We start from the raw sequence: 17,494 nt of genomic DNA, 5'->3' as shown, positions 1-17,494 counted from the left end.
TCAGGCCCCGCTATCGGCCGGGCCTGCTGGGTTCAGCACTTCAGCTTCTTCTGCTCGCGATCGACCGCCTTCTTCACGCTGGACGACGCCTGCGGATATTTGCGGCCGATCTCGCCGAGCGCGGCGCAGGCCGCTTCCTTTTCCTTCAACGCCGACAACGACTGACCGAGCCGCAGCAACGCGTCCGGCGCCTTGCCGGACTTCTCGTGTTTGCTGGTCACGGCTAGAAATGACTCGGCCGCCTCGCGATACATCTGGCGCTGGAAGAAGCTCTCGCCGAGCCAATACTGCGCATCGGCAGTCAACGGATTGTCCGGGTACTTCTGCGCAAAGTTGCGCATGGTTTCTTCGGCCAACGCGTAGTCGCGGCGCTGCATGTAGCCGATGCCGAGGTCAAACTCGTCGCGCGGCGTCTGCGACGGCGGCTGCGTCGTCAAGGCGCCGCCAGCTGCGGCGGCAGGCGCTTGCTGGGCCGCGGACGGCGCACCGCCTTGCGGATAACCGCCTTGGACGTAACCGCCATTGCCGTTCGACAGGTCCATCGGGGCGCCGGCGGCCCGGCCGGCCGGCATGCCGCCGCCCTGCTCCATCGGCAGTTGGCCGCCGCCAAGCGCGCGCGGTACGCCGGGCGCGTTCGGATCGCGCGACGGATCGAACGCGTCGCCGCGGCGGCCGCCGCCCTGCGGCGCGGCCGGCTGCGGCTGCACCATCGGCGCCTGCTGCTGGCCGTAAGCCGGTTGCTGCGCGGGCTGACCATAAGGTTGCTGCGGAGCGGCCGGCGGGGTCGCAGCCTGATTGGGGGCGGGCTGCTGCGCACCGGGCGCACCGGCGCCGCTCTGCAACTGCCGGACCTGATCTTCAAGCCGCCGGTTGCGGTATTGCAGTTCTTCGTTCTGGCCGGTCAGCGTCCGCAGCCGATCCTCGAGCTGCTGGATACGAATTTCGGGATCGACCTCGCCGCCGTATTGCTGGGCCAGCGCGGGAGCGGCGAAAGCGAGCGTCGCCACCAGAGCGAGGCTGCGCGCGGAGACGGCAAAACCTGATGACATGACAGTCCGACGAGTTCGAGGGCGGCCAAACGAGTGGCGCTGGATTGATCGCCGTACTACGCCAAAAATGTGACTGAGGCGACGGCCAAAGCCCCCGCCGAAAACAAAAACGGCGCCCTGCGGCGCCGTTTCACGACTTCGATGCGGCCGGACGATCAGGCGCCGGCGTTCAGCACCGTGACGGCGCGGCGATTCTGCGACCAGCAAGAAATGTCGTTGCAGACCGCGACCGGACGTTCCTTGCCGTAGGAGATGGTGCGCATCCGCTGCGCGTCGATACCACGCGACACCAGATAGTTGCGGACCGACTGCGCACGGCGCGCGCCGAGCGCAATGTTGTATTCGCGGGTGCCGCGCTCGTCGGCGTGGCCTTCGATGGTGAAGGTGTAGCGGCTGTAGGTCTGCAGCCACTGCACCTGCTTGTCGAGGGTCGCAGCCGCCTGCGGCGACAGATCCGACTGATCGCTCTCGAAGAACACACGGTCGCCGACGTTGACGACGAAATCCTGCTGGCTGCCCGGGGTGGCCGCACCAGCCATCGCGCCATCGGCACCGCCGAGCCCATTCTTGTTCGCGCATGCCCCCATCGACAGGGCCACCGCGAGCACCGCGGCCACCTTCAATCCCTGGAGGATTCGCTTGTGATTGGTCATTCCGGAGCCTCCACGCTCGCGATATTCCGACTGTGTTTTCGGTCTACAGGGCGATGGTTAAGCGAACGTTCCGTCAACCTTGACGAGGTGTTGCCGAACTCGATCAATTGCCCCCGGTCGGCCAAAAGCAAACGCGATGGTTAATGAGGTGCAAATGTGGCGCCAGAGTGAAGCCGGGGCGTTCCATTCTTGGATACGCCGGCAGCGTGGACACCCATCAGCGCTGGCAAGAAGGCCAAGCCTGCAATCATTGACGATCGTCGGTCTGTGCCGACGATCGATCTGAAAACGAATTCGATCGAATTGGCCGCAAGACGGCGTTGTCAGAGGTGCGTCCGACCGAAGGCGAGCGGCACCAGATTTGGAGCCTCGGCCAGAGTCAGATTGGGAACTCTCCTCGCGTGCTCGAACAAGCTGCGCCGCTCGGACTCAGTCGAGCGTAAGAACGGATAACGGGCGTACAGCTTGTCGCGCATCGCAGGGAAGTCGATCTCCATCAGGCTGATAGGCTTTTTCAACCCTGGATACGGCCGAGCTTCACAGATCAAGCGCATCATCACCCGACGATAAAAGGCCTGATGCTCGGTCCTCACCGAAGCGAGGCCAATGTCTGCGTTAAAGTACTCACAGGAGACATTAGCCAGACGCAGAGTCAGATACGGTAGTTCGGGCAGTCGGTTGGCGCTTGTCGGATCAGCCACGAACCTTGTCGGGTCGACGATGACTTTGCCCTCAGCCAGCCAGGGTTGAAGGAAGTCAGGAAAGACGTCTGTCGACGGGCAGTCCTGATAATCCGGGGATGCAACTGTGATCCGCAGTGAACTGCTGAGCATCCCCTCATAGAACACGCCGAAGATCCATGAATTCGGCAGATCGTCGTACCGGTCAGTCACAATGCCGCTGCTATTGGCATCGATCGCCCCTTCTTTGAGGTAGGCGCGATATCGCAACCGGTAGATCGCCTCACGTTCTGCCGGAGTTTCCGCGAGCCGATAATCGACCTTCTCAAGCAACGCGAGCCTTCGGGCCGCGATCCGGTCTTGCTGTTTTGCTGGACGTACGACTCCCATCACTCTCACCCCACCCACATGTCCCGACAACACACCGACCGTACGGTAAACGTTAACGAATCCTTAACGGCCCGGCAAAGCATTAGAATTATTAGGGTTAATTCTTATAATTCCACTTTAGTGAATTTCCAGCGACAGCGGTGGAATTGCGGGAAGTTTTGACCTGAGAGGGCCTGAAGAAGAGGGGTTTAGGCGATCGATCGAGTCGGCAAAGAAAGGACTTTGCCGTCTTTTTGGCGTGCACCCTGCGACGCGTTCAGCAATTGCCGAATGCGCTGGGCGGGGACCGGACGGCTGAACAGATAGCCCTGCGCCTCGGTGACGGTGCCGTCGGCGCTGATCAATTCGAGCTGGTCGTTGGTTTCGATGCCTTCCACCACCACCGACATGCCGAGATCACTGCTGAGGCGGGCGACGCCGCGTAGCAGAGTCAACGGCCGGTCACTGTCGATCCCCTCGAGGAACGAGCGGTCGATCTTCACCTTCTGCAAGGGGAAGCTGTGCAGATAGCTGAGCGACGAATAGCCCGTGCCGAAATCGTCGAGCGAGATCCGGACGCCTTCGGCGTGCAGCTGCTGCAACGCGTCGTGCGTCCACTGCGTGTTACGCAGCAGGGAGGACTCGGTGATTTCGATCTCCAGCCGACTGGCAGGCAGGCCGGAGACTTCAAGCGCGTAGCGCACTTCCGTCAGCACGTCACGCTGATGGAACTGCTGCGGCGAGAAGTTGATCGCGACACTCACCGGCTCCGGCCACAGCATGCATTCCATGCAGGCTTTGCGCAGGATCCAGCGACCGAGATCGACGATCAGACCCATGTCCTCGGCGACCGGAATAATATCGACCGGTGATACCGTCCCGCGCACCGGGTGATTCCAGCGCAGCAGCGCTTCGCACGTGGTGATCTTGCCCGATTTGAGATTCACGAGCGGCTGGTAGTACAGTTCGAATTCTTCGTTGGCGAGCGCCTTGCGCAGGTCGAGCTCGAGAATGCGGCGAGCTTCGACGGTTTGCGCCATTTCCTCGCGGAAGAAACAGTAATTGCCGCGGCCGTCGGCCTTGGCGCGATACAGCGCCATGTCGGCATTCTTGAGCAGGATGTCAGCCTTGGCACCCGGCGACGTCATCGCAATGCCGATCGAGGCACCGATCTCAACAACATGATGATCGATCAGATAGCGGTCGCTCAGGCGATCGACGATTCGGCGAGCCAGCGCAGCTGCATCTTCGTTCGAGGCGATGTTCTGTTGGAAGACGACGAATTCGTCGCCACCAAATCGCGCCACCAGATCGTCCGGCCGCAGCATGTCACGCAGCCGTTCGGCGACCGAGCACAGCAGCCGATCGCCGCAGGGATGGCCGAGCGTATCGTTGATCTGCTTGAACTGGTCGAGGTCTATGAACAACAGCGCCGACAGCCGGGTCTTGCCCCGGCCGTGCTCGGCCTCGAGAATACGCTCAATTTCGTCGCGGAAGCTCACCCGGTTCGGCAACGCGGTGAGTTCGTCGTAACGCGCCAGATGAACGATCCGCGCTTCGGCGTTGCGACGCTCGGTGATATCTTCGATCAGCACCACCGCGCCGCCATGTGCCATCGGCTGGAACGTCCAGCACAGCGAGCGAGGAACGGTTTCGTCGCCGACGGTGACGATTTCTCCCGCCAGGGAGTTTTCAATTTCAGCCAGGATCAAACGCCCGTTGGCAGCCGAAATTGCACCGATTGCCACGCAGGCGGACACGATCTCGGTCGCGGTCGGTGATCCTTTGACCAGTTCGTCGCGAAGCCGCATCATCTCGGCAAAACGATGGTTCATGACCGCGAGACGACCATCTGCGCGGAACATGCACAACCCATGCGGCATATTGTTAAGCGCGGTGTCGAACTGATTGGCGAGCGCAGCTTCGCGCTCGCGGCCGATCCAGGCGTCGAGGTAGATCCGTTGCAGGCTGGACGTCAGATGACGGATCGAGATGAAGAATACCGCACTGAGCAAGGCGAGCGTGAGATAGTAGACACCCCCCACCCTCACCATCGCGAAGATCAATGGGCCGCAGCTGAGCAGCACCTGGAGGTGAAAAATCTGGGGCCGACCGAAAGTCCGCCCGACACCAGCCGAGGTGTATGCCACCACGGTCGCAACGCAAAGCATATGCGCCGCCGAGTCGTCGGTGCCGAGCAACACCACGAGCGACCAAGCGCCAAGCGAGATGCCATGTGCAATGGCTCCCAGCCGATAGCGTCGCTCCCATATACCGGCTTCCTCCACCGTGAGAGGAGCATTGCGCTGCCGATAGCGATGCATCTGCAGCGCACGCGCAAAGCCGATCAGAACGAATAAGGGGACACACAGCCAATTCAGGATGCTTCCGGTAACCATCCCGATCACGGCGCCAGCAATCGCGGGCCCAAATGCCCCAACGATCATCGGCGCCGGATTCATGAACAACGAGTCGACCAAGCCCGCGCGAATCGCAGGCGACGTTTGCTCAGAATCCCGTTTGTGACTGGCGAGCAGCATCAAGCGCGAGCGTGTCCTTTCGGACTCCGTTGTATCCCTGGCAGATGAAGTCTTTCTGAGCGAACATGCTTAGCGGATCATTGCAACGTTCGCCGAGACTTAGAGCCGTAAAACGCGACCTGAGAGGTTCCAGACAGGGAACCCTCTGCTGCTTGCCGATTCAGGATAGCAGCGGCGACCACGCCGGATCCGAGGCGTAACCCGGGGTCGGCACCCGCAGTTCGTTACGTCCCGAAACGTCGACCGTAAACAGTGACGGGCCGGCGTTCCCGCCCGGATCGCGGAAGAACATCAGCACCCGGCCATTGGGCGCGAAGGTCGGCCCTTCGTTGTGGAACCCGGACGTCAGAATGCGCTCGCCGGAGCCGTCCGGCTTCATGATGCCGATGGCGAACTGGCCGCCGCCCTGCTTGGTGAAGGCGATGTAGTCGCCGCGCGGCGACCACACCGGGGTCGAGTAGCTGCCGTCGCCGAACGAGATCCGCTGCGCCTGGCCGCCATTCGCCGGCATGATGTAGATCTGCGGCTTGCCGCCGCGATCGCTCTCGAAGCAGATCCGACTGCCGTCGGGGGCATAAGATGGCGAGGTGTCGATCGCCGGCGTATCGGTCAGCCGCGTCGTCGCCTTGGAGCGCAGGTCCATCACGAACAGGTTGGAGTTGCCGCCCTGCTGCAGGCTCATGATGATGCGCTGACCATCCGGCGAGAACCGCGGCGCGAATGACATGCCGGGGAAGTTGCCGACGATCTCGCGCTGGCCGGTCTCGACGTTGAACAGATACACCCGCGGCTCACCCTGGCCGAATTCCATATAGGTGATTTCCTGGGTGGTCGGCGAAAACCGCGGCGTTAGCACGAGGTCGCTGCCGCGGGTGAGATAGCGCACGTTGGCGCCGTCCTGATCCATCAGTGCCAGCCGCTTGACGCGCCGGTCGGCCGGGCCGCTTTCGTCGATGAACACCACGCGGCTGTCGAAGTACCCCTTCTCGCCGGTCAGACGCTCATAGATCTGGTCCGAGATGATGTGGGCGATACGGCGCCAATACTCCGGCGAGGTGAAATACTGCTGGCCGGCGAGCTGCTGGCCGGTGGCGACGTCCCACAGCCGGAATTCGGCCTTGAGCCGGCCGTCGCCCTGCCGAGTCATCCGCCCGGTCACCAGCGCCTGAGCGTTGATGCTCGCCCAGCTCTTGAACTGCGGCGGCACGTCGATGTTGGTGATCTTTTCGAGATACGCGGCCTGGTCGATCGGCGCGAACAATCCCGAGCGCTTCAGATTGTTGGTGATCACCTGGGAGACACCGACGCCGACTTCATTGTCCGACGGCGTGCCGGCGACGAAATTCGGAATCGCGATCGGCAGCGGCGCGACGTTGCCTTCGGTGATCTGCACCCGGGCCTGACCGAACGCATCGCGGGCGGGGCCGAGCGCGAGTGCACCGGCCGCCGTCGCGGCGGAAATCATCAATTGGCGGCGATTGAGGTCAAACGACATAGCGGCAATCCATCGGTCGGTCAGGTGATCCGCGCCGGGCGGCGCGAGCAATGGTGAGCGGAGGTTCGCATTACGGACGTCGATCGGTGAACACGGGCGCGAAGAACTTCCATTCGTCGAAGAACTGCGCCGGCAGATTGTACGGCTGGCATTCGATGATCGCGCGCAGCGCACTCTCCTGATACACGCGCAAATACGGCGTCGCCGGATGGCCTTCCGGCTGCGGCAGAGTTTCGAGCGTGCCGTCACGCTTCAGGCGGATCACGAAGGACGCCTCGGCGCGCTGCGCTTCGATGCCGCCATACGGCTTCTTCCAGCAGCGCTCGACCTGCGACTGGAACATCGCGCCCCAGGTCGCCGAGTTGTCGGCGGACTTGCCCTTCGACAATCCGAGCGCCGCGTTGGAGTTCAACACGTCGCCGGTGACCGCGTTGCGGGTCGGGTCGCGCTTGTCGAGCAGCGCCGCGATCTTCGACTGATCGAATACCCGCTCCGACTTCGGCTTGGTCGGCTCCGGCGGCTTGGCGGCAGTCTCGGTCGGCTTCGGCGGCGGCTTCTTCTTTTCTTCCTTCTTCAGCGCCTCGGCGATCGGATCGACCTTAGGCTCCGGTTTCTTTTCGGCTTCCTTGGCCTCTTCCTTTGCCGGCTCCGGCTTCTTCTCGGCCTTCTTCGGCTCTTCCTTCTTCGGCTCTTCCTTCACCACCGGCTTCGGCGGATCAGGCTTCTTTTCGACCGGCTTCTCTTCCGGCTTCGGCTTGGGCTGGGGCGGCGGCGAGGTGTCGGTGACGACAGGCGCCTTCTCGCTGATCTTACCGACGGTGTCGTCGACCTGCTTGGCCTCGGCGACCTTCTCGACCAGCGGCTTGGGGTTTTCCTTCTTGCCGGTGCGCATGCCGGCCATCACTTTGGCGAGCTGATCTTCGGAGATGGTATCGACCGCAACCGAATCCTGCGGCTCGAGCTCGAAAGCCTTGGAGGTGAAAGACAGCATGGCCCAGCCGAGCACGAGGACGTGCAACGCCACCGACGCAGCCCATGTCTTGTCGATCTTCACCTTCAGAATTCCTGCTCCACCTTCGCGGCCGACGCCGGCGCGGTGCCGGCTCAACTCCCCTGTTCGGGAACGATGACGATGTTTGCCTTGAAGCCGGCGGTCCGGATATTGCCGAGCAGCTTCATCATGTCCGTGTAGCAGACGTCCTTGTCGCCCCGCAGATACACCACGTTGTCGGTCTCCGACCGGGTCTCACGGATCGCCTTCATCTTGGCTTCGAGCTCGGACGCTGCGATCGGGCTATCACCCAAATACAGCTCGACCTGAGAGTTGCAGGTGCCGCCGGTGCGCTTGACCGACAGGGTCAGCGGTGGCGAGTTCGACTGGATCTGATTGCCGCCACGGGCGACCGGCAGATCGATGTCGATCGAGGTGGTGAGCAGCGGCGCCGCGACCATGAAGATGATCAGCAGCACCAGCATCACGTCGACCATCGGGGTGACGTTGATCTCCGCCATCACCGGTCGCCGCCCGCCGCGACGCCGGCCGCCTCCGCCGCCGCCAGTGGCTACGTTCATTCCCATGATCGAATGCCCGCTGTGCTCACCTGGCCTCCGTTCACGTACGCTCGTCGATCTGCCGCGACAGGATTGCCGAGAACTCGTCGGCGAAGCCTTCCAGCCGCTGCGTCTGCCGGTTCACTTCCGACGTAAACTTATTGTAGAAAATTGTCGCCGGAATTGCGGCGATCAGGCCGATCGCAGTGGCGAACAGCGCTTCGGCGATGCCGGGCGCGACCACCGCCAGCGAGGTGTTCTTCGACGCGGCGATCGACTGGAAGCTCGACATGATACCCCAGACGGTGCCGAACAGGCCGACGAACGGGCCGGCCGAGCCGACAGTCGCCAGCACCAGCAGGCGGCGCTCCAGCCGTTCGACCTCGCGGGCGATCGAGACGTTCATCACCTTCTCGATCCGCATCTGCAGGCCGGCAAACGAGCGCGAATGACTTTCGAATGATCGCTTCCACTCACGCATCGCGGCGACGAAACACGCCGCCATCGAATGCGTCGGCTTGGCCGACAGCGCGCGGTATAGTTCGTCGATCGACTCGCCGGACCAGAACGCCTGCTCGAAGCGATCCATCGCGCGCTTAGTGCGCGAGAACAGCAGCAGCTTGTCGATCGCGATCGCCCAGACCCAGATCGAACAGCCGAGCAGACCCAGCATGATCGACTTCACGACCCAGTGTGCGTGCCAGAACAACGACAGCAGCGACACGTCGGTCGAGACCGCCGGAGCAAGCTGTGTCACGTCGGCCGGGTTCATCGTCGCAATCCTCTCACACGTTTCGGCATCAGCCGATTCCGCCAAAGGCTCCGGCTGTCCGCGGCCACGCGCCGCGATCTGGCCCAAGCGCCACCGTGGGAGCCTTCAGTTGTCGCAGGGGATGGCCTGTCCGAAGCCGGCCCCTCAATCCCCTGTCAACGTGTCAAAACAAGGGCTGATGCCGCATTTTGACGTCCCTCACCAAACCCCCATCAGGGTTAATAAGGGGTTACTATAACAGGGAAAATACCAGTGATCGGGAGCCGGGCGGCGGCTGGCGGGCCGAAGCGGGACGGCCGGATGCGGTCAGTGCAGACCGCCAGAGGGCGACCCGAGGACCAGATGCCGGAGCTTGTCGGGGTTCCGAACAACGTAGATCGCGACGATCCGCCCGCCTGCGATTTCGAGCGCCGTGGTCTGGATCAGGCCGTCCGGCTCCCGCGAGACAAAGCCAGGCAGGCCGTCGATCAGCTGGACGGCAAGCAGCGAACTCGCCCCCGCAGCTGTCTTGCGCGCGATTCCCTCCAGCAGGCGCATCACCCGATCGTGGCCGCGCACCGGATTGAGTGCGGCCGGCCGCTTGCCGCCGCCATCGCTGACGAACACCACCTCGTCCGCGAGTAAGGACGTCAGCGCGCCAAGATCGCCGCTCCGCGAGGCCTGGAAGAACGCGGCCGCGATCGCCTGCCCCTGCTCTGCCGAGACGGGAAAGCGCGGCCGCTCGGAACGGACATGCGCCCTCGCTCGCGCGGCAAGCTGGCGGCAGGCGGCCGCGTCACGTCCGAGCGTCGTCGCGATCTCATCGAAGCCGACACCGAACACGTCGTGCAGCAGGAACGCGGCCCGCTCCAATGGCGACAGCCGCTCGAGGGCCAGCATCAAAGTGAGGGTGATATCGTCGCCATCAGGCTCAGGCTCCGGGGCGATGATCGGCTCCGGCAGCCACGGCCCCACATAGGTCTCGCGCTGTTGTCGCGCCGACTTCAGCACGTCGAGACACAGACGGGTGACGGTGCGCGTGAGAAAGCCAGCCGGGTCACGGACCTCGCGGCGATCAGCACGGTGCCAACGCAAGTAAGCATCTTGCACGACGTCTTCGGCTTCGCTGATCGAGCCCAGCATCCGATAAGCAACGCGCAACAGCCGCGGCCGCAGCGGCGCGAAGCTCGCTGCGGCATCTTCGGATGGAGCTGGATCAGGAGGCCTTGGCATGCGCCGCGGCCGGGGTCGAATGCAGCATCCGGAAGCCGATCGCGATCCTGTTCCAGGTGTTGATCGCACCGATCAGCAACGTCAGATTGACCTGCTCGGCGTCGTTGAAATGCGACTTCACGGCTGCGTAGTCCGGGTCCGGCGCCTGGGTTTGCGCCACCAGTGTCAGCGCTTCGGTCCAGCCGAGCGCGGCGCGCTCGCGATCGGTGTAGAGCGGCGATTCCCGCCAAGCGTTGAGCAGATACAGCCGCTGCTCGGTCTCGCCACGGGCGCGGGCATCCTTGCTATGCATGTCGAGGCAGAATGCACAGCCGTTGATCTGCGAGGCGCGCATCTTGACCAGTTCGATCAAGCTGGATTCGAGGCCGCTGCCCTGGATGTACTTCTCCAGCGCGACCATCGCCTTGTAGGCGTCGGGCGCGGCAGTGGCGGGGTTGAGGCGCGGTGTCATGGTCGTCTCCCTTGGTTGACGAGCATAGGACGAGACAGCGGAGCGCGGTGTGACATTGCCGCGAGCGAAACCGCGACAAAAAAGAAGCCGCCCGCCTGGGGGCTCAGGCGGGCGGCGGTTGGCGCTGGAGGGTCAGATCAGGGCGCTGATCAGCCCTGCGCCGAATTATCGGGCGACGGGTTCGGCTTGGTCCGATGCTGGGCCATGAAGGCGTCGAACTCTTCCTTGTCCTTGGCGTGGCGCAGGCGATCGAGGAATTCCTTGAACTGGACCTGCTCCTCTTCGAGCCGGCGCAGCGTCTCCATCCGATACTCGTCGAAGGCGCGGTTGCCGCTCGACGGCGGACCGAAGCCGAAGCCGCCGCGATCCATGCGGTTGCGCATCCGCTCCATCTTCCACTGCATCCGCTCCATTTTGTTGGCGAAGCGATCGCGATCCCAGCAACCCATGTTTCTGCTCCAGAGTGTGTAGAAGAGAAGTGCGAGGCCGATCGGCCACCAGACGATGAAGCCGGCCACCGTCAGCAGGATCCAGCCCGGACTCCAAGACGACCGTAGCGCGGGCTGGTAGCGCGCCCCCGGGGGACCCCATCGATCGTAGTCAGCGGCGTTGGCCATTTGCTTCTCCATCGGCTCGGTGCCGTTGTGAATGTAAATAACATTTACATACTTGGAGCATTCCAGCAGTTTGTCAAGCAACAGCGGTCGGAGGTTTGGCGGATTTTTCGCCGCAGGGCTCACCTTGCGGTGAGCACGGCCCTCAAGCGGCCGGGCCCCACGGGCCGGACCGCTTTGGTTCTGCAGGCTTTTCAGCAGCAGCGGCGGACTCGGTCGAGAACCCGAGCCCTCGCAGATAGATCAGCACGCCGGCCTCGAGCAGGTCTTCGGCAGCCATCGGCAGCTTGCGGCGGGCACCATCACCCCGGCCGAATAGCGAGGCGATGCCGTGCGACATCGACCAGATGTGCAGCGCCATCATCAGGGCCGGCGGCCGGGTGACGCCCGACGGCGTCAGGGCCGCCAGCCGTTCGGCGGCGGCGCGGATCACGTTGAAGGCACGCTCCGAGGCGGTCAGCAGCATCGGATTGACGTCGATCGGAACGCCGGATTCGAACATCGCCGAGTAATAAGCCGGCTCGTTGCGGGCGAACGCCAGATAGGCCCGCCCGACCCTCATGAACGCCGTGACGGTGTCGGGACGGCCGTCATCCCAGGCTTTCGCCAGCACCTGCTCAAACAGCTCGAAACCACGCTGGGCGATGTTCGACAGCAATTCGTCGCGGTCGCGGAAATGCCGATACGGCGCCGCCGGGCTGACGCCGGCCATCCGCGCGGCATCGGCGAAGGTAAAGCCGCCGGGGCCCTTCTCCGCGATCAGCCCGAGCGCCGCCTGCAGCAGCGCTTCCTTCAGATTGCCGTGATGATAGCCGCGCTCGGCGCGGCCCTGTTCCTTGCGCCAGCTCATGTGAAGGGGTCTTACATGAGGGCGGTGTAAAGGTCACTAACCCAGTTGCCCGGGTGGGAGCGAGGCGCCGCCAATGGCAGGCCCAGCGGCGGATCGATCGACCCGCCGCCACGAGGTGCGGCCTCAACGCCGGGCGGCCGCCTGCATGGCTTCGAAGCCGGCGGCTTCGGCCTGCACGTCGGCCGGGAAATCGGCCATCTCCTGCACTTGCCGGATCTCTATGATCTCGTTCGGTCCGGCCGGGCAGCGCATCGCCCAGGCGATCGCCTCCTCCCGCGACGCAACTTCGATCATCCAGTAGCCGCCGAGAACTTCCTTGACCTCGGCGAACGGGCCGTCGGTGACGACCGGTTTGCCGGTATCAAAGCTGACGCGAGCGCCCATCGAGGGCGGATGCAAACCGTCACAAGTAATGAGTACTCCCGACTGCTGCAGCGCTTCGTTGTACTTCATCATCGCGGCGACAGCGGCGGCATCCGGCATCACGCCCGGCTGCGCCGCCTCGTACCCCTTCGGGATCATCAGCATCATGAAACGCATCATCACTCTCCCTGCTCGATTGGATTGGCAGCTTGAAGACGATCGGTAACGGCACGCGCCGACATACGATGCGAAAGATTTGCAGTGCAGTGCACGTCAGCGCACCAAACCGCCGACAAATTGCCGCCGCATTGAGCCACCAGCCTATCGAACGTCACTATTCGCAGAGTGGGGACTCTAAGTGCGAATGGTCGTCGCGGGGTGTTCAGCGTATCTCATCAACGATCAGGTCTGGCGCATCGTCGCCGGGCTGTGCCTGCGCGGTGCAGGTCATCTCCGATCGTGATGCCCGCGGGCCGCAGCAACGGCTCTGCAGACTGGGGAGAGAACCGCATGAACGACGCTACCAAACTCGCTGCTTCGCGGGCGATGGCTCATCTGCTCGCCGCCGCAGCGCTGCTGACGATCGCCGGCGTGGTGTTCTACGTGCGTTGACGCAACGCGAGGTGCCGACAAACGAAGCGCCGCCGGCACAACAACCGGGCGGCGCTTCGGCTTCGTAAAGATCAGCTATTCGTCGTGATGCTGGGATCCGACTTCAGCCGATCGTAGGTTTCTTTCTCACCACGGACTTCCTGCTCCGCCTGCAGCCAGAATTCGTCGCTGCGCCCCTCCGGCTGGCCCTGGGCCTCCCACAGCTCACGCGCGCGATGGCGGATCCGCTCTTCGAGTTCGTCTTGCATACAAAACCTCCCAAACCTCAAAGGCGGTGTCGTGCCCGCCTGGACGCGAAGTTGTATTTCAGTTCGATGTAAACCAGATGTCGTCGACTTGTTCCCAAGCGCGATCGCCCGCGACGGCGCGCCACGCTGGACAGCGATGGCACGGCGCTGGCATGTGAAGCCTCGACCTTCCACGTCTGACCTCCCCGCTTTCGCATGATTGGAACGCCCATGACCGCATCCTCGCCCCATGTCGCGCTGGTGACCGGAGCCGCTCGCGGCATTGGACTGGCAGCAGCCAAGCGCTTTCTCGCCGACGGATGGTCGGTGGCGCTGCTCGACCGCGACGATGACGGGCTGCGCGCCGCGATGCAGGCACTGGCGCTGCCCGACCGAACCATCGCGCTGCATTGTGACGTCGCCGATCGCGAGTCGGTGGCGCGCGATATCGCGGCGGTCACCGAGCGGTTCGGCCGCCTCGATGCGCTCGTCAACAACGCCGGGATCGCGGTGTTCAAGCCGCTGATGGAGACGACACCAGACGAATGGCAGCGGGTGATGGACGTGAATCTCACCGGTCCGTTCCTGATGACCCAGGCCGCGGTGCCGCTGATGCGCGATTCCGGCGGCGGCGCCATCGTCAACATCACGTCGATTTCATCGCTGCGTGCCTCGACGTTGCGCGTCGCCTACGGATCGAGCAAAGCGGGGCTGGCCCACTTCACCAAGCAATGCGCGGTCGAACTTGCGGCGCTCGGCATCCGCGTCAACGGCGTCGCGCCAGGCCCCGTCGACACCGCAATGGCCAAGCAGGTCCACACGCAGGACATCCGGTCGGACTATCGCGACGCGATTCCGATGGCGCGCTACGGCCTGGAGGAAGAGCTGGCGGAGGCGATTTTCTTCCTGTGCAGCGATCGCTCCAGCTACATCACCGGGCAGATCCTGGCGGTCGACGGCGGCTTCGACGCCGCCGGCATCGGCCTGCCGTCGCTACGCGGCGAACGCAAGACCAGTTAGCCGTTGGGCCTATCCGACAACTATGCACTCGCACGCCCCGCGGCTTCGCTCTCCTGCATCAGCCGATCGAGATGCATCCGGATGTGCGAGGCCTCGGCGGGAGTGCGAGCGAGCGCGATAGCCCGATCGAAGGCGACGCGGGCTTCATCACCGCGTCCCTGCTGCAGCAGCAGCGCGCCCTTGGCGCCGAAATAGTGAAAGTAGCTGCCGAGCCGCGCTTCGAGCGGCTCGATCATCGCCAGCGCCGCCTCCGGTCCGCGCAGCTTGGCCACCGCCACCGCGCGATTGAGCGTGATCACCGGTGATGGCTGCAGGATTTCGAGCGAGCCGTACAGCAGATCGATCTGCGCCCAGTCGGTGTCTTCGTAACGCGGCGCGCGAGCGTGCAGAGCCGCGATCGCGGCCTGGATCTGATACGCGCCGGTTCGGCGGTGACGCATCGCCTTGTCGATCAGTGCCAGCCCCTCGGCGATCATGGTGGCGTTCCACAGGCCGCGGTTCTGATCTTCCAGCAGCACGATCTCGCCGCCGGCATCGAACCGCGCCGGCGCCCGGGCCTGCTGCAGCAGCATCAGCGCCGTCAGCCCCATGATCTCCGGCTCGGACGGAAACAGCCGCAGCAGCAGCCGCGCCAGCCGTATCGCTTCCTCGCACAGCGGCGCGCGAACCCCGGCGGTCTCACCAGCGGCCGAGTAACCCTCGTTGAAGACGAGGTAGATCATCGCCGCTACCGCGCCGAGGCGCTCGGCGCGCTCGACCGCGCCGGGGCTCTCGAACGGCACGCCGGCCCGCGCGACCTTGGCCTTGGCGCGGGTGATGCGCTGCTCCATCGCCGCATCGGACACCAGGAACGCACGCGCGATCTGCGGCACCGTCAGTCCCGAGACGATGCGCAGCGCCAGCGCGATCTGCTGGGTCGGCGGCAGCTCCGGGTGACAGCAGATGAACAGCAGCCGCAGAATGTCGTCGCGATAATGCGAGCCGTCGAGCCGCTCGGCGATCGCGTCCTCGGCATCGTCGAGATCGGAAATCGCCGCGTCATCGGGAAGCGGCTGTTGCTTCTTGCCGCGGCGCAGATCGTCGATCGCAACATTGCGGCCGACCATGATCAGCCAAGCGGCAGCGTCACGCGGGGGCCCATTCTGCGGCCAGGATTTCAGCGCCCGCAGGCAGGCGTTCTGGAACGCCTCCTCGGCGGTGTCGAGATCGCGGAAGTAGCGCAGCAGCGCGCCGATCGCCTGGGGCCGCGCGGCGGTGATCGCGGTCTCGATCCAGGCGAGATCGGTCATGGCTGCATGGTCCCCGGCATGAACAATCCGATCGGACGGATTTCATAAGCCCCACCCGGATTAGCGCGGCCGAGATCGCGCGCGACGTCGAGCGCGCCATCGAGGTCCTCGCATTCGACCACGTAGAAGCCGAGCAATTGCTCCTTGGTCTCGGCGAACGGACCGTCGATCACCACCGGCGGCTCGGAATCCTTGCGCAGCGTCGTCGCCGCCGTGGTCGGCAGCAGCCGCGCCACCGACCCGAGCCGCCCGGCCTCGGCGAGCTTGCCGTGCACGGCCTTGAGCTTCTCCATCACGGCGGCATCTTCTTCGCGGCTCCAGGAACCGACGAAATTCTCGTCGTGATAGCAAAGGATGGCGTAGAGCATGGCGTGCGTCTCCCTCGGCTGTAAGACGATCATCGTCGTCCTTGGCCGACAGCATGGCGGAGAAGTTTGCACCGACCAAGACGACATCTCGGTTCCATTCAGCGGCAGCGGTTGGGCCGTGCACGGGGAGAGTGGTCGAGTGAAGCCATCAGCGAACCCAAGGTCGCTGCGCGCTCCCACTCCCGCTTGCAGGAGAGGGCTGGGGTGAGGGCGTCGCAAGCACTGACTCAGTGCCTCGCTGAGCGGAGCGCCCTCACCCGTTGCTCAGTGCGCAGGGAGAGAGAGTCGAAGACTACGGCAGCAGTCGCGCCTTCAATTCGGACAACGCGCGGGTGAATACGGCTGCGTCATTACGTGCACGCGCCAGCACGAGAGCGCCCTGGATCGACAGCACCGCATCCTCGGCGCGGCGCCGGGCCGCGGCGGCCGATAGGCCGTAACGGCGCAGCGATGCCGCCAGCGCGTCCTGCCAGCGCGTGAAATAGTCGTTCACCGGCGCGGCGAACTCATCGCGCGCATGGCCGAGCGCAATCACGCCGACCAAGCAGACGCGACGCCCCGAACGGAAATACTCGTTCACGCCCGAGAGCATCGCCGCGATGGCGGCGCGGGGATCGGCCGGATCGCGCAACGGCGCGAAGATGTTGGCCTCGAACCAGCCGTCGATCTCGGCCAGCACCTCTTCGGCCATCTGCTTTTTGCCGCCGGGGAAGAAGTGATACAGGCTGCCCTTGCCGAGCCCCGTCGCCTCCGTGATCAGCGCCAGCGACGCTCCTTCGTAGCCGTGGGTCCGAAATACTTCGCCAAGCAGCGGCAGCAGGGTAGCGCGGTCTTTCATGTCTCTCCCGACACGCTCTTAGAACGGCTCTGCGGCGAGCCCCGGTACATCGTCGGGACGCGGACCGGGCGCCGGCCAATGGAAGCGGCGGTCGCTCTCGCTGATCGCGACGTCGTTGATGCTGGCCTCGCGCCGGCGCATCAGTCCATCGTCGTCGAATTCCCACTGCTCGTTGCCATAGGAGCGATACCAAAGCCCGGCGTCATCGTGCCACTCGTATTGGAAGCGCACAGCGATGAACCGGCTGTCGAACGCCCAGAGGTCCTTGATCAACCGGTATTCGTGCTCCTTCGTCCATTTGCGGGTCAGGAATTCGACGATCGCGTCGCGGCCTTGCAGAAACTCGGCGCGATTCCGCCAGCGGCTGTCGGGCGTATAGGCGAGCGACACCCGCGCGGGATCACGCGAATTCCAGGCATCTTCGGCCATCCGCACCTTCTGGGCGGCGGTCTCGCGGGTGAACGGCGGCAACGGCGGACGCGACATGACGGCTTCTCCACTGCGAACGGAACGCAGCGAGACTGTACCGATCGGTACAACG

The 17,494-nt window shown here is 64.2% G+C and carries 19 protein-coding genes; 1 reads left to right on the top strand and 18 read right to left on the bottom strand.

Annotated features, from left to right (window positions below):
- Positions 1 to 32: 32 nt before the first annotated feature.
- From ybgF to RPPS3_RS05945, 14 genes are all read right to left on the bottom strand, one after another.
- Positions 33 to 1,049 carry a tol-pal system protein YbgF gene (ybgF, locus tag RPPS3_RS06010; protein ID WP_107343278.1) on the bottom strand — a complete coding sequence of 339 codons (1,017 nt, stop codon included), beginning with the start codon at positions 1,047 to 1,049 and terminating at the stop codon, positions 33 to 35.
- Between the two features lie 155 nt (positions 1,050 to 1,204).
- Positions 1,205 to 1,702, bottom strand: a complete 498-nt coding sequence (gene pal, locus RPPS3_RS06005) for a peptidoglycan-associated lipoprotein Pal (protein WP_011156687.1) — start codon at positions 1,700 to 1,702, stop codon at positions 1,205 to 1,207.
- Positions 1,703 to 2,025: 323 nt separating this feature from the next.
- Positions 2,026 to 2,772 carry an N-acyl amino acid synthase FeeM domain-containing protein gene (locus tag RPPS3_RS06000; protein WP_107343277.1) on the bottom strand — a complete coding sequence of 249 codons (747 nt, stop codon included), beginning with the start codon at positions 2,770 to 2,772 and terminating at the stop codon, positions 2,026 to 2,028.
- A 188-nt stretch (positions 2,773 to 2,960) separates the two neighbouring features.
- Positions 2,961 to 5,291 carry a putative bifunctional diguanylate cyclase/phosphodiesterase gene (locus RPPS3_RS05995; RefSeq protein WP_107343276.1) on the bottom strand — a complete coding sequence of 777 codons (2,331 nt, stop codon included), beginning with the start codon at positions 5,289 to 5,291 and terminating at the stop codon, positions 2,961 to 2,963.
- Positions 5,292 to 5,451: 160 nt separating this feature from the next.
- Positions 5,452 to 6,786 carry a Tol-Pal system beta propeller repeat protein TolB gene (gene tolB / locus RPPS3_RS05990; protein WP_107346464.1) on the bottom strand — a complete coding sequence of 445 codons (1,335 nt, stop codon included), beginning with the start codon at positions 6,784 to 6,786 and terminating at the stop codon, positions 5,452 to 5,454.
- 70 nt (positions 6,787 to 6,856) lie between these two features.
- Positions 6,857 to 7,840 (bottom strand): protein TolA, encoded by a 984-nt coding sequence (locus RPPS3_RS05985; RefSeq protein ID WP_107346463.1) that lies wholly within the window; start codon positions 7,838 to 7,840, stop codon positions 6,857 to 6,859.
- Between the two features lie 50 nt (positions 7,841 to 7,890).
- Positions 7,891 to 8,364, bottom strand: coding sequence for a biopolymer transporter ExbD (locus tag RPPS3_RS05980; protein WP_107343275.1), 474 nt, complete (start codon positions 8,362 to 8,364; stop codon positions 7,891 to 7,893).
- Between the two features lie 34 nt (positions 8,365 to 8,398).
- Complete coding sequence (tolQ, locus tag RPPS3_RS05975) at positions 8,399 to 9,109, bottom strand: protein TolQ (RefSeq protein ID WP_107343274.1); 711 nt, start codon at positions 9,107 to 9,109, stop codon at positions 8,399 to 8,401.
- A gap of 306 nt (positions 9,110 to 9,415) precedes the next feature.
- Positions 9,416 to 10,321, bottom strand: a complete 906-nt coding sequence (locus RPPS3_RS05970; RefSeq protein WP_107343273.1) for a sigma-70 family RNA polymerase sigma factor — start codon at positions 10,319 to 10,321, stop codon at positions 9,416 to 9,418.
- Complete coding sequence (locus RPPS3_RS05965; protein ID WP_107343272.1) at positions 10,305 to 10,772, bottom strand: carboxymuconolactone decarboxylase family protein; 468 nt, start codon at positions 10,770 to 10,772, stop codon at positions 10,305 to 10,307. Before RPPS3_RS05965 ends, RPPS3_RS05970 begins: the two co-directional genes overlap by 17 nt.
- 149 nt (positions 10,773 to 10,921) lie before the next feature.
- Positions 10,922 to 11,389 carry a DUF2852 domain-containing protein gene (locus RPPS3_RS05960; protein ID WP_107346462.1) on the bottom strand — a complete coding sequence of 156 codons (468 nt, stop codon included), beginning with the start codon at positions 11,387 to 11,389 and terminating at the stop codon, positions 10,922 to 10,924.
- Between the two features lie 142 nt (positions 11,390 to 11,531).
- Positions 11,532 to 12,236, bottom strand: a complete 705-nt coding sequence (locus RPPS3_RS05955; RefSeq protein ID WP_107343271.1) for a TetR/AcrR family transcriptional regulator — start codon at positions 12,234 to 12,236, stop codon at positions 11,532 to 11,534.
- Between the two features lie 123 nt (positions 12,237 to 12,359).
- Positions 12,360 to 12,776: a YciI family protein gene (locus tag RPPS3_RS05950; RefSeq protein WP_107346461.1), complete on the bottom strand. Its 417-nt coding sequence runs from the start codon at positions 12,774 to 12,776 to the stop codon at positions 12,360 to 12,362.
- 506 nt (positions 12,777 to 13,282) lie between these two features.
- Positions 13,283 to 13,459, bottom strand: coding sequence for a DUF2934 domain-containing protein (locus RPPS3_RS05945; protein WP_107343270.1), 177 nt, complete (start codon positions 13,457 to 13,459; stop codon positions 13,283 to 13,285).
- Between the two features lie 210 nt (positions 13,460 to 13,669).
- On the opposite strand from RPPS3_RS05945, the gene RPPS3_RS05940 reads away from it, so the two are divergent.
- Positions 13,670 to 14,458 (top strand): SDR family NAD(P)-dependent oxidoreductase, encoded by a 789-nt coding sequence (locus RPPS3_RS05940; protein WP_107343269.1) that lies wholly within the window; start codon positions 13,670 to 13,672, stop codon positions 14,456 to 14,458.
- A 20-nt stretch (positions 14,459 to 14,478) separates the two neighbouring features.
- On the opposite strand, the gene RPPS3_RS05935 is transcribed toward RPPS3_RS05940, so the two are convergent.
- From RPPS3_RS05935 to RPPS3_RS05920, 4 genes are all read right to left on the bottom strand, one after another.
- Complete coding sequence (locus RPPS3_RS05935; protein WP_107343268.1) at positions 14,479 to 15,747, bottom strand: RNA polymerase sigma factor; 1,269 nt, start codon at positions 15,745 to 15,747, stop codon at positions 14,479 to 14,481.
- A complete protein-coding gene (locus RPPS3_RS05930) occupies positions 15,744 to 16,115 on the bottom strand; it encodes a YciI family protein (RefSeq protein ID WP_107343267.1) in 372 nt (123 codons plus the stop codon). Before RPPS3_RS05930 ends, RPPS3_RS05935 begins: the two co-directional genes overlap by 4 nt.
- A gap of 292 nt (positions 16,116 to 16,407) precedes the next feature.
- Positions 16,408 to 16,953 carry a TetR/AcrR family transcriptional regulator gene (locus tag RPPS3_RS05925; protein ID WP_107343266.1) on the bottom strand — a complete coding sequence of 182 codons (546 nt, stop codon included), beginning with the start codon at positions 16,951 to 16,953 and terminating at the stop codon, positions 16,408 to 16,410.
- 18 nt (positions 16,954 to 16,971) lie between these two features.
- Positions 16,972 to 17,439, bottom strand: coding sequence for a DUF1348 family protein (locus tag RPPS3_RS05920; RefSeq protein WP_107343265.1), 468 nt, complete (start codon positions 17,437 to 17,439; stop codon positions 16,972 to 16,974).
- Positions 17,440 to 17,494 lie beyond the last annotated feature (55 nt).

Source organism: Rhodopseudomonas palustris, from assembly GCF_003031265.1.
GTDB lineage: Bacteria > Pseudomonadota > Alphaproteobacteria > Rhizobiales > Xanthobacteraceae > Rhodopseudomonas > Rhodopseudomonas palustris_H.
This window is presented reverse-complemented; position numbering and strand designations above follow the sequence as displayed.